Source organism: Paenibacillus sp. UNC496MF (genome assembly GCF_900113915.1).
Taxonomy (GTDB): Bacteria; Bacillota; Bacilli; order Paenibacillales; family Paenibacillaceae; genus Paenibacillus_Z; species Paenibacillus_Z artemisiicola.
This window is the reverse complement of the sequence record NZ_FORE01000004.1, coordinates 726,376-740,687: the sequence shown is the minus strand read 5'-3', so window position 1 is coordinate 740,687 and position 14,312 is coordinate 726,376. Positions and strand designations below refer to the sequence as shown.

The following is a 14,312-nucleotide window of genomic DNA, read 5'->3' as shown; positions in this document are numbered from 1 at the left end:
TTACCAGCGGCCGGCGCTTTGTCCGCCGTCGACATGAAGAATTTCGCCGGTAATGAAGGTGACGGCATCCAGATACAGGATCGCCTCCACGATTTCGCGTTCTTCGCCCAAACGGCCGAGCGGATGCAGCGCGGCCATGGCCGCGTGCGTCTCCGGCGCGTGCATCGGCGTCTTGATGACGCCCGGCGCCACCGCGTTGACGCGGATGCCTTGATCGGCCAGCTCGATCGCGAGCGACCGCGTCGCCGCGTTCAAACCGCCCTTGGTCAAGGACGTCAGCACGGACGGCACGCCTTTGATCGGCTGCTCGCCGGCGCCGCTCGCGGTGATGTTGACGATGTGGCCCGCACCCGCCTTCTGCATCTCGGACACGGCCAGTTGGGTCACGTGGAAGAAACCGTTCAGGTTCGTGGACAAGAGCGCGTCGTAATCCTCCGCGGTGTAAGCCGTGAACGGCTTGGCCATGAAGATGCCGGCGTTGTTCACCAGCGTGTCCAGCGAACCGAAGCGAGTCAGCGCGGCGTTAACGAAACGTTCGGCGACCGCACGGTCGGCGATGCTGCCGCTGACGTACGCGACGCGTTCGCCCGTCGGATCGATTTCGCGCGCGGCTGCCGCCAGGGCGTCTTCGCGGCGGCCGTTAATGACGACGTTCGCGCCGCGCTTTCCCAGTTCGATCGCGACGGCTTTGCCGATCCCGCTGCTGCCGCCCGTAATCGCGAATGTTTTTCCTTGCAGGTTTTGAAGTGAATTCATCGTGTATGCACTCCTTTTAGTTTATCTATTAGTAAATAGGTAATGGACGCTTATCAATCCGCCTTGCTTAGGATGTACCTGACGATCGCAAGCGATGCGAAAAACGACTGGACAGTTTTCATTTCCTGCATTCCTGTGGTATCGTTTAGGTTAAGCGGTAATTCTACCTTTCAGTAGGTCGATTGCAAAATCACGTCCGTCCGTCTGCCGCTCGTTTGACCGCCCCCTCTATCGTTCCTGACCGCAAACCGATCATACAATGAACTCGCTATCGTGCATACTATGAATTCAAGATGGCCGGTATCACGAAATCCGATCGCAAAAGGAGTACGCCATGGATATTCAATTGCTACGCGCGTTTTACGCCGCCGCCCAGGAGGGCAGCTTGTCCAAAGCGGCGCAGCGGCTCAATTTCGCCCAATCCAACGTCACCCAGAAAATTCAGCAGCTGGAGGCCGATCTGGGCACGCAGCTGTTCTACCGCCACAACCGCGGCATTACGCTGACCGCCTCGGGACAAATTCTGCAGACGTACGTCGAGAAAATCCTGCACATCGTCCAGGAAGCCCGGGCGGCCGTCGGCGATTCCGCCAAGCCCGCCGGCCCGCTCGCGATCGGCGCGCTGGAGACCACGGCCGCCATCCGGCTGCCCGCGCTGCTGACCGACTATCACCGCGAGCATCCGGCCGTCGACTTCTCCCTGGTCACCGGCATGACCGAGCAGCATGTGAACGACGTGCTTCATTATCAGCTGAACGGCGCGTTCGTGACCGGTCCCGTCGAGCATCCCGAGCTCATGCAGGAGCACGTCGTCGACGAGGAGCTCGTGCTCGTCACCCCCGCCTCGCATCCGCCCGTCGACTCGATCCGGGACGCGGGGCTGCGCACGATCCTCGCGTTCAAAGCCGGCTGCTCGTACCGGGCGCGCATGAATCTGCTGCTGCAGGAGCAAGGCCTGATTCCCGACAAGCTGATGGAGTTCGCCTCGATCGAAACGATCATCGCCTGCGTCAGCGCCGGACTCGGCATTTCGCTGATGCCGAGGTCCATCGTCGCCGAGCCCTCCGAGCAGGGACGCATTCGCTGCCACGACGTCGCCGGCAAGCACGCAATCCTCAAGACCGTGTTCATCCGGCGCAAGGACGCGCTCGAGACGCCGGCGCTGACCGCGTTCTTATCCGCGGTGCGGGCGCATTTCGCATGAGACGGAATCTCCCGGACCGCTTGCTTCGGTTGGGTATAATTGGGTGGTTCTCAGCAAATACTGGAAACACCCTGACTGAGGCAAGGAGAGTCGACGATGCAGACCACGGAGAAAATAACCGGCTCCCAGCTTGGCTACCTGCTCTTTACGTTTATCGTATCCACCAATATGCTGACCGTCCCGTCCATCATGGCGATGTTCGGCAAGCAAAACGCCTGGATGTCCGTTTTTCCCGCCGCCGCGACGGGACTTGTCACCATCTGGACCATGATCGTGCTCGGCAACCGGTATCCCGGTCTTACGATGACCCAATACGGTTCGAAGATCGTCGGCAAAGGCCTCGGCAAGCTGCTGGCGCTGAACTATATCTACTACTGGTTCGTATCGATCACCACGATCGTTTACCAGCATACGGGATTCTTGAAGACGCTCCTGCTGCCGAACAGCCCTTCGATCGTCTCCACGGTGACGTTCTTGATCCTGTGCGGCCTGGCCGCCTTGGCCGGCATCGAAGTCATCGGCAGAAGCAACGAATTTCTGACCATGCTCATTCTCGTGCTCCTGCTGCCGCTCTTGGTGCTGACGACCATGGAAGCCGATCTCAAGCAGCTGCAGCCGGTGCTGGGGGACGGCATCGTGCCGGTGCTCCGGGGCGCGTTCAGCCCCGCCGGGGGATACATGAATCAATTTTTTATTTTGGGCTGGCTCCTGCCGTATTTGAATCACCCGTACAAAGCCCGCAAGGCTTCGCTGCTCGCGCTCGCCGGCATCGTCCTCTCTTCGTTCACCATCGTCCTCTTGACGATCATGGTGCTCGGGCCGATGACGAGCAAGCTGACGTATTCGTTCCTGAGCGTCATTCAGTATATCGGCATCGCCGGATCGTTCGAGCGCCTGGAGGCCGTCGCCGTGTCGATGTGGGTCATGGGCTGCTTCGTGAAGGTCTCCGTCTCGCTCTTCATCTTATGCCTGTGCGTCAAGGAGCTGTTCGGCATCCGGAATTACCGCGATCTCATCGCGCCGCTTACCTTGTTCTCGGTCGTCGGTTCGGTCTGGATCTTCAAGAACGGCGCGGAGCTGGTGAATTACCTCGTCTTCACGTTCCCGCTCCTCGGCTTCTTCAATCAAACGCTCCTTCCGCTGCTGCTCCTCGCGATCGACAGCCTCCGCAGGAAAGCGGTCGAGCCGTCACTTCCCTAGCAGCAGCTTCCCGACGGGCTCGAACAGCATTTGGCTGGGCAGGATGAAGCTCGGGAGGTTGACGCGCGCGATGAACAAGCAGCCGAGGGCGACGGATATCCCCATGATGCCGCCGTATAGCGCGGCTTCTTTATTTTGGCCCCGGCCGCGCAAGCCGCGGATGCTCACCGCGGACCACACGGCGGCGATCAAGACGAAAACCGTCAATTTCACGATCATTTGATGATCTCCTTATCGTTCAATTGCAGCGGAGGACCTGCCATTCCGGAACCGGCGATCTTTAATTGGACGTCGATGGCGATGTCCGCTTCGGCATACCTTCGGTGCCAATCTCCCTGAAGCGCGCGCCATTCCTTCGGATGACGGCGATAAAGCGCCGAGCCGAATCCCGCGCTGTCCGCCCGATATCGCGTTTGCAACTTGCTCAAGGCCGCGCGGACCTGTCGCTCGACCGCCATCTCTAAAGCGCGCCGGGCGATGTCCAGATTGTCCGGCCGGCTGACGTCGTACCGGCTGTTATTTTCGACAATGGTGCCTTCCCCGGTCAGCGAGATCTTCAGCCGAAGCCGTTTGCCGCTTGCGTCCGCGACGATACGGCGGTCGGCGTGATTGACTTCCATGCCGACGACGCCGCCACCAGGCATTTTGGCATTCGTTCGGCCTTTCTTCATGCGGCCCGCAGCCCATAGGAAGCCGTCCGTTTCGTACCCGTCCAGCATACCGACCAGTTTCAAATCCTTGAAAACGGCGGTACCGGCTAGCTCGAACAGCTCGGTATCGCTTCGCACGTCTCCTTTCTCCTTGCCCTCCGCCGCGATGACGCCGATGACGGGATCCGTGCCTTGACCGGACGAAGCCATGAAGAAATCCCGCAGCGTCACCGCGAGCTCGCTTCGTCCGATCTCCATTTCTTTGACCGCTTCGACCGGCGCCTGTTCGAACGGGTACGACGATTTCAAGATTTCCCGCCCTTCGCCGCCCTTGACGACCAGCATGTACGTTCGCAGCCGCTGCCTCGGGTCGTGGGTGAACACGTCCAGCATCTCCCCGATTCCCTGCCTGCCAAGCGCTTCGCCGATAAAGATGACGCTGCGGTGGGCGGTAAAGAGCTTGCGGGAGCTCTTCTTCTGAATCATCAGAAACGCTTCGTTCGCGTTCTTGCCGACGGCGGACAGGACGAAGAACTTCTTCTGCTTCCCGCCGCCCCCGCCGCCCCCGCCGCCTCCGATTTCGCCGGAGGCGGAAGGAACGGCGATCTGCACCGACAGCAGGTAGGCGCCTTCTTTCGTCTTGTCGAAGGCGGCGCCCGTTATGAACGCCAGATCGTTAATCTCCGTGCGGTCCCAGCAGCCGCTCAGGAAGAGCAGCGCGAAGCAGGCGCACGCGCATCGCAATAGTGTCATGCCACGGTCCCTCTCTATGTCAGCGCCCGGCTACGTCCGTCCGTTTTCCGGCGAGCGCCTGCCCCGGTCGGGGCCGGGCTTCTGCCCGTCCGGCTCGCGAACCGGATCGGCGCGGCTCAGCAGCTTGGGGCGCCGCGTCTTCGCCCAGATCGGCGCGCGGATGAATATGTCTTTCAAGTCCGAGACGATGGTCGGCGCCGCCGGAGCGAAGTACGGCACCCCGAACGACCGCAAGGACGCGACGTGCAGCAGAATGCCGAGGAAGCCGAGCACGATGCCGTAGAGGCCGAGCGTTCCCGCCAGGAACAGCATCGGAAACCGGAGCAGCCGGACGCCGCTCGCGAAGCTGTAACGCGGAATCGTGAACGTCGCGATGCCCGTGATCGAGACGATGATGACGACGGGCGCGGAGATGATGCCCGCTTGCACGGCCGCCTGCCCGATGACCAAGGCGCCGACGATGCTGATCGCTTGCCCGATCTGCTTGGGGAGGCGGATGCCCGCTTCCCGCAGCGCCTCGAACGTGATTTCCATCAAGATCGCTTCGATTAACGCCGGGAACGGCACGGCTTCCCGCGAGGAAGCGATGCTGATCACGAGGTTGGTCGGAATCATTTCCTGATGGAACGTCGTCACCGCGACGTACAAGGACGGCGCGAAGACGGCGATGAAGATGAACAGGAACCGGATCCAGCGCACGAAGGTCGCGATGGGCCAGCGGGTATAATAATCCTCGCTCGCCTGCAGGCCGCTCCAGAAGGTCATCGGCACGATAAGCACGAACGGCGTGTTATCGACGATGAGGGCCACTTTGCCTTCCAGCAGTTCGGCGGCGACGACGTCGGGGCGTTCCGTGCTCTGCACTTGCGGAAACGGCGAATACGGCAGGTCCTCGATGAACTCCTCGACGTAGCCGGAATCCAGAATGCCGTCGATCTTGATCCGCTCGACCCGCGCCCGGACCTCCGCGATCAGCGAGTCGTCGGCGATGCCTGCGATGTAAGCCACGACCGTCTTGGTTTGCGTCAATTCTCCCAGCATGACCGGTTCCATTTTCAACCGCGTCGTTCTCAGCCGGATGCGAATTAGCCCGATGTTGGTCGCTAGATTCTCGACGAAACCGTCCCGAGGACCGCGAATGACTTGCTCCGAGGAGGGCTCTTCCGGACTTCGCTGCCTGGGATTGTACGCCATGACCAGCAGCGCCTCGGCGTCTGTTCCCGCAAGAACGGCCGCATACCCGTCCAGCACTTTGCCGACGATTTTCTTCACGTCGGCCGACAGCATCGTCGATCCCCCGGAGACGATCCGCTGCTCCAGCAGGCGCGCGCCGATCGGCGCGTCCGACTCGGGCTCGCCGCCGAACGCGAGGATCGGCTTCAATATTTGTTCGTCGATCAGCTGTTCGTCGGCGATGCTGGCCAAATAGATAACGAGCCACCGGCCGCCGCCGCCCAGCGTCCCCCCGCGAAAAACAATATCGAAACAGTTGTCGAACCGCGCCCGGAACTCCGCCTCGTTCTGATCGAAATCCGCCGACAAGCTCGTCTTGTCCCCGTCCTCCGCGTCGATGTCCTCCGATAGAACCGGATACCCGGGCTGCATGCGCATCCGTTTGCTGAACCGTTTCACCCTGATACCCCCTAGTCCGCGTTAGCTGTTATTTTCCCGTGCCGCCGACGAAAATATTCCATTTCTTCCGTCTAGACGCAAAGTCCCCGGCGCGCTAAAGCCGCCTTCGGCCCGGGTGCGCGGGTGCCCTTATCCCGATCCCGGCCGAAAGCTTCGCCGCCAGCCTGTATTTAGTGAAACTATGCAACAAAATGTCCCCTTTTGTCGTTTAATCTACAGACGTGTCCTCCTATGGACACGCAAATTCATCCTGCAGAGCGAGGACCGACCCATGACAACCATCCCCGAAACGATTAAACGCAATATGATCCGCACCCTGGAGCACATGAGCCTGTCCAGCCCTCGCATCGTCTTCGAGCGTACGCCGCGGGCGATCCGCTACGAATCCGACCTCCCGCATCCGCTGTATAACCGCGTCATTGCCTACGAAGGAGCAGACGAAGCGGGCGCGGACGCCGACATCGGCGCGATCGCGAAGCGTTACCGCGAACGCGGTCTTCCCTTGTCGTGGCTGACCTGGTCGCATGACCGCGACGCCGCCGGGCTGGCGCGCGCTTTGGAAGCGCACGGATTCAAGAAAGCCGGCGTCATGACCGGGATGTCGCTTCCGCTGGCCGATTGGACGCCCGATGTTCCGGCGCCGGCCGGCATGGACATCCGGCCGGTCCGAACGGAGTCGGATTTCGCTTGGCTCGAGGACGTCATCCTGCCGGCCTTCGGGCTGGAAGGCGAGGCGGGCGAGGTCTTCATGCGAATCAACAAAATCGCCGGGACCGGCGAGGACGCGGCGTTCCGTCATTACGTGGGCTTCCTGGACGGCGGGCCGGCCGGCGCGGCGACCGCGGTGCATGACGGGGAGACGATCGGCATCTATAACGTGGCCACGTCCGAGGGCTTCCGACGCCGGGGGATCGGGAGCGTCCTGACGGCGCATGCCGTTCGCGAAGGACAAGCCGCCGGCGGACGGCTCGCCGTGCTGCAGGCCAGCGGCATGGGACTGAACGTCTACCGGCAGCTCGGTTTCCGCGACGATGCCGAGATCGGGCTCTACCTGGGCTGATCGACGCCGAAAACCGGACATGGGAGACAGCGATTCCTTATGTGCGATAAATCTCACATAAGATGTTCGATCTATGTCAAATTCTGTCGAGTCAAGTCTTGTTTTTATCGCTGAAGGGGCTATACTTGTACGAGAATCGTTCGATTATCCCAAGAAAGGAATGCCCCGCATGTCAAGAGCCTTACAGGCAGTGTTAATCGTACCCGGCATTTTGTTGTTCGTTCTCTTGTTCGCCATGTTTCCCGCCGTGCTGCAGGGCAGCCAAGGCGCCGCCCTGCAATTTCATTGGGGAGACGGCTTCGCCGGCATCCGCCATTATTTCGCCGGCTTCCCGTCCGGCAGCTCGTTCCGTTATCTGTCGGGCAAGACGGAGCTGTCGTTCTGGGCGCAGATCGGCGCCAGCTTCTCCATCTCGGGCTTCTACACCGTCGTCGGCGGACTGGCGGGCTTGACGGGCGGCGTGCTGCTCGGGGTGTATTTCGCGGTGTCCCGCGCCCGCTGGATGAAGCGGCTCCTGGAGCTGACGGGCATATTGCCGGACTTCGTCATCGTCATCCTGCTGCAGTTCCTCGTCGTGTACGTCGCGTCGGAGACCGGCATGGTCGTCTTCAAAGTCGCGAGCGCGTCCACGGATGACCCGGCGTTCGCGCTGCCGCTCATCTCGACGATTCTGATTCCGGCCAACTACATGGTCCGGAACGTCGCCCTGCAGATGAACAACGCGTTCACGGAGGACTATATCAATTTCGCCAAAGCGCGCGGTCTCGGGAAAACGTACATCGTGTTCTTCCATGCCCTGCCGAACGTGCTCCCCTTCATCAAAGCCGACCTGCATAAATTCATGGGCATCCTGTTCGGCAACCTGTTCATTTTCGAGTATTTGTACAACCTGAACGGCGTGACGCTCTTCGTCTTCTCCAACGCGTTCGCCAACGAAGGGTACCAATACGGCCTCGTGGTCAACGGACTGCTCGCGCTGCTTGCGCTCTACGCCGTCGTGTACGCGCTGCTGCGCGCCGTCGTGTACGGCTGGGAGAAGGTGATCGTGCGATGAACAAAACGCTGCTGGCCGGCCTCGTCGTCACGGCCTTCATGCTCCTGGCCTCCCTGTTCGGCCATTACTTCGCGCCTCACGATCTGAACGAGTCCGCGCAAGTCAGCTACAGCGGCGGCACGTTGACCGTTCCGCCGCTTCCGCCGTCGGCGTCGTATCCGCTCGGCACCGACAAATACGGCTACGACATGCTCGCCAAGCTGCTCGCGGGTTCGCGGTACACGATCTTCGTCGCGTTCGCGGTGGCTCTCGCCCGCATGGCGATCGGCGGCCTTATCGGCCTGATGGCCGGCTACTTCGGCAAGGCGAAGCCGCGCGCGGGACGTCTGCCGCTCTGGAACGTGCTGAACGGCATTCCGGTCTTCGTCATCGTCTGGATGATCATGATCGGCATCACGATGAATCCCGGGGCGTCCGCGCCGGCGATGTCGCTTATACTTGCCGTCGTGCTGACGGCCGTCGGGATCCCGTCCGTCGCCGGCACGATGAAGGAGAAGACGGCGATCGTCCGGGAGAAGCAGTTCGTGCTCTCCGCCCGCTCGATCGGCGCCGGTTCCTGGCGGATTCTGCGGAAGCACGTATTTCCGCATATGAAGGAAAGCTTCCTCATCCTGTTCGTGCAGGAGATCGTGCTGATTCTGGGCTTGTTCGGCCAGCTGGCGATCCTGAACATCTTCGTCGGCGGCACGAAAATGCTGTTCGATCCGGTCGAATACCTCAGCCGGACGAACGAATGGAGCGGGCTCGTCGGCCAGGCGCGGGACAACCTGTTCACGAACCAGTGGATCCTGTTCGTGCCGCTCGCCGCCTACGTGGTCTTCATCCTCGGCTTCCATTTGATCTCGATCGGCCTGGAGAAGCATTACCGGAAGACGTTCGCCAAAGCGTCGCAGTTATAAGCAGCCCATGCGCCTGCATACGGAAAAAGCCGCGCAACGAACAAAACGCCAACCATCGGCGGTTGGCGTTCTTCAAACGAAGAAGACATTCGACAAACGCCAACCATCGGGTTGGCGTTTTGTCGTTGCTTGCGGACGCGGCGTTCGGCATGGCCGGCGCGGATTGCGCGGACGGCGACCGCGATGCGCGCTCAGGCCAGCAGCATGTAGACCAGGTACGCCGCCGTCCCCCACATGACGAGGGCGGATAACCGGTTCAGCCCCGCCTGCAGCCGTCCGGCGCGGTCTTTCGCGCCGACGATGCGGCCCGCGAGCGCAAGCGCGAAGTACCACAGCCACGAGACGAGGATGCAGATGCCCGCGAAGGCGAGCTTGTCCGCGCCTTCGTAATTGAGCGAGCTCGTGCCGATCACGCCGATCGTGTCCATCAGCGCGTGCGGATTGAGCAGCGACACGGACAGCGCGAACGCCGCCTGCCGGCGCGGACCGAGCGGCGCCGGCGGTTCGCCGCCGGCGCCCGTGCCGGCGCCGCTCTTCCAGGTCGCCCGCCCCATGTACAGCAGGAAGACGATGCCGGCGAGCATCAGCGTCAGCTTGAGCCACGCGATGCCGAACGCGGCCGTCGAGACCCCGAGCACCGCGAGCAGAATAAGCAGCGTGTCGCAGAGCGAGGCGACGAGCACTGCCGGGAGCGCCCGGACATAGCGGCGCTGCGTCGCCCCTTGATTGAAGACGAACATATTCTGCACGCCGAGCGGCAGAATGAGGCCGAGCGCCAAGACGAAGCCTTGAATGACGGCGCTAACCATCGCGATTCCCCCTTTGCTGCGCGTACGACCAAGCGATGGTTCCGGAAGGGAAATCGTTCTTGCGTCCGTCTGTACGGCGAAGTCAGCCTATTCTATCACGCGCCGCCGCAAAAGCATAGACCGCCCGTCGTCACGCCTTGCCCGCGGCTTTGACGGGCGGAACCGTCACGTCGACGCTCCGGCTTCCGGCATTCCAGACGACGGGCAGCCCGAACGCCGCCGTCACCGCGCGGACCGGCACGTAAGCCGTCCCGCCGCGCAATACCGGCCGCAGCTCCGCCGCCGCCGGCTTGCCGTCGATCCACAAGCGCAAGCCTTCGCCGCGCTTCGCTTCGGACGGCTTCGTCCGGATCAAGACGGCGCGGGTCGCCGGATCCCATTGAACGGGCTGGCCCGACAGCGACGCGACGGCGCGCACCGGCACGTAGACGCGGCCCTCGCTCGCGATAGGCCGCAGCGCGGGATCGGCGGCAGGCACGCCGTTGACCGACAGGAACGCGCTTTCGGCCGGTTGGACCTCGGCGTAAAGCGGCGCCCCGCCCGTATAAGGGAGAATGGAGAAGTACCCTTTGCCCGGCGCGATCGGACGGAGCGTTCCGTCCTCCGCCTTGCCGTAGGCCGGCACCTTGAAGCTGACGTCGTAGCGGCCGTAGGTCGTCGTCCCTTCGTACACCGTCAAGGACCCTGAACCGGCCGCGCCGGTCATCGGCGTCCAATGGACGGCGAGCATGCCGTTCTTCGCCGTATCGCCGTCGTCCCCCCGCAAATGCGCCGACTGGCCGAAGCGCAGCGGGTTCGGAGCGATGTCCATGTACGGCAATTTCTTCAGCGCTTCGAAATCATGAACGGCGGCGCCGTCGCGCAGCACGAGGCTGTTCTTCCCGCCGGTTCCGCCGTAGACGAGCATGGGCCCTTGCGTCTCGTACAGAATGGCGCCGTCGCCGTCGTCGAAGGCGATGCTCATGCCGTGGAAGAACTGGTCGTCCGGCACCTTGGGGATGTCTTCGCGGACGCCGTTCGCCGCGAATTTCTTCAGCATGCCGCAGACCTTCGCGATCGCCGCCCGGTCGTCCGGATCGGCGCCGATCAGCGGCAGGTAGAGCTGGTCGGCGTCCTGCATGCCGACCTCCTTGACGGTGTCGGGCGAGCAGCCCGCCGCTTGCTCCTGGACGGTCCGGGGCTTGGGAAGCGCCGCCTGCTCCTCCGCGTAAGACGGACGGAAATACGACAACCGGTCATGCGCGTACGGGCCGCCGAGCGGACTGTCGTAGAAGAAATCCAGCTGGCCGTGCCCCATGTCCGCGGCGAAGCTCAGCTCGTCGCCCGGATACGGAACCTGGTTGTGGAGCGCGTAATCCAGGTCCTTCCCGGTCAAGAGCTTGCCGGCGAGCGCCGTGACGGAATGGTCTTTCAGGTCGATGAGCGTCAGCAGTCCCGTCCGATTCGGCCGAACGAGCAGATAGTCGCCGCCGATCGAGAGCAGCGAATAGCTGTCGTCGGCGCCCGCAAGCTTGGTTAAATCGTATTCCTCCGCGATCTTGCCCGTCTCGTCATAGACGGTCGCGGTCCGCCCGTCCGTCAGCACCGTGCGGAACAGCCAGCCGCCTGCCCCGTCCTCGATCGGCAGCACGGTGACATTATGGTCGAACCGCCTGTCGTAGCTGGCTTTCTTCTGCGCGAAAACGGTCCGGTCGCGGATGAACGCCTCGTACGCGTCGTAATGCGCCGGCGGTCCGCCGTACTTGTCGACGATGGTAATGACCGCTTGGCCGCCGCTGAAGCCGCTCGAGCGGATCGACAGCTCGCCTTGAAAACCGGCGTTCACCCGTCCGATGCCGAGCACGGGCGATTGCTCGTCCTTCGCCCAGTACAGGTCGCCCGTGCCGCGGTTCAGCCATAGCGTGCCGCCGTCGTATGCCTTCACGAACGGCTTCGCTTGCGTCAATGCGGCGGTCTTGCCCGTCTCGTCCCATGCGACGGCGACCCCGAACGCTTCCGCGAAGAACCGGAGCGGCGCGAAGACCTGGCCGCCTACGCGCCGCAGCGGCGCGCTCAGCGCGACCTCCCTGCCGTTGACGGTCGCGGTCGTCGAGCCGAACGCCAGCCTCGCCTTCCGTTCGGGATCTTGCAGCGTGACGGATTGGTCGGCCGCGTTCCAGTAGACGAGCGTGCCGAGCAGCTCTCCGATGTCCCGGAGCGGGAGATAGACTATGCCGCCGGCGACGAAAGGCGCCGCTTTCGGAACGAACGCTTTTCCGTTGTAGGTCAGCTTCACGGCATCGCCGTCGGCCGAAGCGGCGGCGGCGATCGAGCCGACGGCCGAGCCGACGGCCAGTGCGGGCGGCGTGGATGCCGGCGGCAGGAACGCGGCGGTCAGAAGCAAGGTCAAGAGCAGCGTGCGATTGCGTGATCGGTGAAGCATGGCGTGGCCCCCTGTTCGATGGATATTCGGAACGAATATGCTTTCCAGACGCGGCGGCGCGCCGTAAGGTTCCATAAATTAGGAAAAAAAGCCCCGGAGCCCGGGGCTTTTTCCCATTATGACGGCCATGAATTGCCGACTAAGCATGACGGCCATTACTTAGATGAACCGCGGGCGGTTCAGCCTCCTCGCGACAGCCAGCCCTGCAGCCGAGCCGATTCCGCTTCGCTCAGCGGACCGCGCCGGACCGCCCGCAGATTGGCGTCGACCCATGCCGCCCGGCGCATCGAGACGATGACGCGGTCGACCGCCGGCTGCGTCGCGGCCCAGCGGAGCAAAATATCCGCCGCGTCGTCCTTGTCCGCCCCGAGCTCGTCCAGCCGCCAGCCGCGGACGAACGGGGACAGCGCGATCGTCGCCATGCCCCGCTCCTTCGCGAGCCGGAACAGCTCTCCCGCCTCCCGGTAGAAGGCGTTGTACGGCGCCAGCACCGAAGTTACCGGGTGGCCTTCGGGCAGCGCAAGCAGATGCGCCGGACGCGCCATGCCGAGCGCGACGCGCTTGACCCGTCCCTCGCTTACCCAGCGCGCGGCGAGCGCCAGCTCCGCGCGCAGCCGCGCCGCGTCGTCATGGACGTGCACGACGAGCACGTCGATCCGGTCCGTGCGCAGCTCCGCCAGCATCGCCGCGAGATGCTCCGGCTCGTACGGCGTGAAGCCGACGAGCTCCCCTTCCTTGCCCGGCTGCTTGAAGAAATTCCACGCCATGATCTCGGCCTCGTCCCGGCGTCCGAGCCGCTCGAGCACGTCGCCGAGCGCGACGCGCTCCTGGTAATACGTCGTATCGATCAAGCCGACGCCGCTGTCGAGGCAGGCGGCGACGATCGCGCATTGCTCCTCGAATGAAGCCTGCGGATCGTTGCCGAGCTCGGCGATGAACGAATGGCCGCCGAGGCCGAGCTTCGCCGCCGTCATTCGACGATCTCCCCGTCCCGCGCGCTTTCCGCGAGGAACGTGCCGAAGTGATGGGCCGGCCGGTAGCCCAGCTCCTCCCGCTCCTTCGCCAGATCGGGCGGACGAACGGCGTCCGGCAGCCGGAAGCCGTATCGTTCGATCACGCGTTTCGCGCCGGGGTACAAGCGCTCCCACGCGTCCGCCGGCGCATCGGCGTACGACCGCGCGTCGTCCTCCGTGAACCGGTCCTCCCGAACGATATGATAGGCGCCGAACTTCTGCGGCCCCTCTACCGCCAGCTCCACGGCCCGCAGGACATCCCGCCGGTCGACGCCGCCGTGCAGCATGCGTTCGCCGTAGTGGCGAAGATCCCGGAACGGCGTGAAATCCGCCGGCCGCAGCATGATGACTTCGATGCCGTGACGCTCATGATTATAGCGGCACAGCTGTTCGCCGAGCTTCTTCGTGTACGCGTAAAAATCATCGCCGTAAACGGACATGCTCGACAGCCACACCACGCGGCGCACGCGGTTGCGGACCGCCGAGCGGAACATGTTGAACGTCCCCGTCACGTTCAAGGCGTAAAATTCCTCTTCGGAGCGCTGCCCCATATGGATGCCGTGCCAGGCCGGCGTATGCACGATGACGTCGGCGCCTTCGGACGCGGCGTCCAGCGCGCCCGGCTCGCGAACGTCCGCGAGATGGAACGGCAGCTCCGCGTCGACCTCGACGACGTCGGACAAGCGAATGTCGTGGTTTTCCCGCAGCAGCTCCGCGGCGCCCGAACCCACGCTGCCCGTAGCCCCGGTGATCAAGATGTTCATTCTGATTTCCCCTTCCCTGTGAACGGCCGGTTGGACCTGCCCTCAGTATACCAATGGCGCCGATCCGGGGTAAGGAGTGAAAAAACGTTTACTCAG

The 14,312-nt window shown here is 63.1% G+C and carries 13 protein-coding genes; 5 read left to right on the top strand and 8 right to left on the bottom strand.

Going from position 1 to position 14,312, the window contains the following annotated elements:
• Complete coding sequence (locus BMZ79_RS03325) at positions 1-756, bottom strand: SDR family NAD(P)-dependent oxidoreductase (protein ID WP_090636506.1); 756 nt, start codon at positions 754-756, stop codon at positions 1-3.
• Between the two features lie 334 nt (positions 757-1,090).
• On the opposite strand from BMZ79_RS03325, the gene BMZ79_RS03320 reads away from it, so the two are divergent.
• A complete protein-coding gene (locus BMZ79_RS03320) occupies positions 1,091-1,960 on the top strand; it encodes a LysR family transcriptional regulator (RefSeq protein WP_090636505.1) in 870 nt (289 codons plus the stop codon).
• A 96-nt stretch (positions 1,961-2,056) separates the two neighbouring features.
• Positions 2,057-3,160, top strand: a complete 1,104-nt coding sequence (locus BMZ79_RS03315; protein ID WP_090636504.1) for a GerAB/ArcD/ProY family transporter — start codon at positions 2,057-2,059, stop codon at positions 3,158-3,160.
• Here the strand turns inward: BMZ79_RS03315 and BMZ79_RS03310 are convergent.
• From BMZ79_RS03310 to BMZ79_RS03300, 3 genes are read right to left on the bottom strand one after another with little or no spacing between them, the layout of a single operon-like run.
• Complete coding sequence (locus tag BMZ79_RS03310; RefSeq protein WP_090636502.1) at positions 3,149-3,379, bottom strand: hypothetical protein; 231 nt, start codon at positions 3,377-3,379, stop codon at positions 3,149-3,151. The two genes, BMZ79_RS03315 and BMZ79_RS03310, sit on opposite strands and share 12 nt — an antisense overlap.
• Positions 3,376-4,563, bottom strand: coding sequence for a Ger(x)C family spore germination protein (locus tag BMZ79_RS03305; protein WP_090636500.1), 1,188 nt, complete (start codon positions 4,561-4,563; stop codon positions 3,376-3,378). Before BMZ79_RS03305 ends, BMZ79_RS03310 begins: the two co-directional genes overlap by 4 nt.
• Positions 4,564-4,593: 30 nt before the next feature.
• A complete protein-coding gene (locus BMZ79_RS03300; protein WP_177222015.1) occupies positions 4,594-6,174 on the bottom strand; it encodes a spore germination protein in 1,581 nt (526 codons plus the stop codon).
• A gap of 292 nt (positions 6,175-6,466) precedes the next feature.
• On the opposite strand from BMZ79_RS03300, the gene BMZ79_RS03295 reads away from it, so the two are divergent.
• The 3 genes from BMZ79_RS03295 (at position 6,467) to BMZ79_RS03285 (ending at position 9,208) form a co-directional block, all read left to right on the top strand.
• On the top strand, positions 6,467-7,255 hold the full coding sequence (locus BMZ79_RS03295; RefSeq protein ID WP_177221987.1) for a GNAT family N-acetyltransferase: 789 nt from the start codon (positions 6,467-6,469) through the stop codon (positions 7,253-7,255).
• A gap of 235 nt (positions 7,256-7,490) precedes the next feature.
• Positions 7,491-8,309 (top strand): ABC transporter permease subunit, encoded by an 819-nt coding sequence (locus BMZ79_RS03290; protein ID WP_256252559.1) that lies wholly within the window; start codon positions 7,491-7,493, stop codon positions 8,307-8,309.
• The gene (locus BMZ79_RS03285) at positions 8,306-9,208 is read left to right on the top strand and encodes an ABC transporter permease (protein ID WP_090636494.1); all 903 of its coding nucleotides are present in this window, start codon (positions 8,306-8,308) and stop codon (positions 9,206-9,208) included. The genes BMZ79_RS03290 and BMZ79_RS03285 overlap by 4 nt, the downstream gene beginning before the upstream one ends.
• Positions 9,209-9,399: 191 nt before the next feature.
• On the opposite strand, the gene BMZ79_RS03280 is transcribed toward BMZ79_RS03285, so the two are convergent.
• From BMZ79_RS03280 to BMZ79_RS03265, 4 genes are all read right to left on the bottom strand, one after another.
• A complete protein-coding gene (locus BMZ79_RS03280) occupies positions 9,400-10,017 on the bottom strand; it encodes a LysE/ArgO family amino acid transporter (RefSeq protein ID WP_090636492.1) in 618 nt (205 codons plus the stop codon).
• A gap of 130 nt (positions 10,018-10,147) precedes the next feature.
• Positions 10,148-12,439 (bottom strand): copper amine oxidase N-terminal domain-containing protein, encoded by a 2,292-nt coding sequence (locus tag BMZ79_RS03275; RefSeq protein WP_177221985.1) that lies wholly within the window; start codon positions 12,437-12,439, stop codon positions 10,148-10,150.
• 179 nt (positions 12,440-12,618) lie between these two features.
• Positions 12,619-13,413 (bottom strand): aldo/keto reductase, encoded by a 795-nt coding sequence (locus BMZ79_RS03270; RefSeq protein ID WP_090636488.1) that lies wholly within the window; start codon positions 13,411-13,413, stop codon positions 12,619-12,621.
• Complete coding sequence (locus BMZ79_RS03265; RefSeq protein WP_090636486.1) at positions 13,410-14,216, bottom strand: NAD-dependent epimerase/dehydratase family protein; 807 nt, start codon at positions 14,214-14,216, stop codon at positions 13,410-13,412. Before BMZ79_RS03265 ends, BMZ79_RS03270 begins: the two co-directional genes overlap by 4 nt.
• Positions 14,217-14,312: the final 96 nt, after the last annotated feature.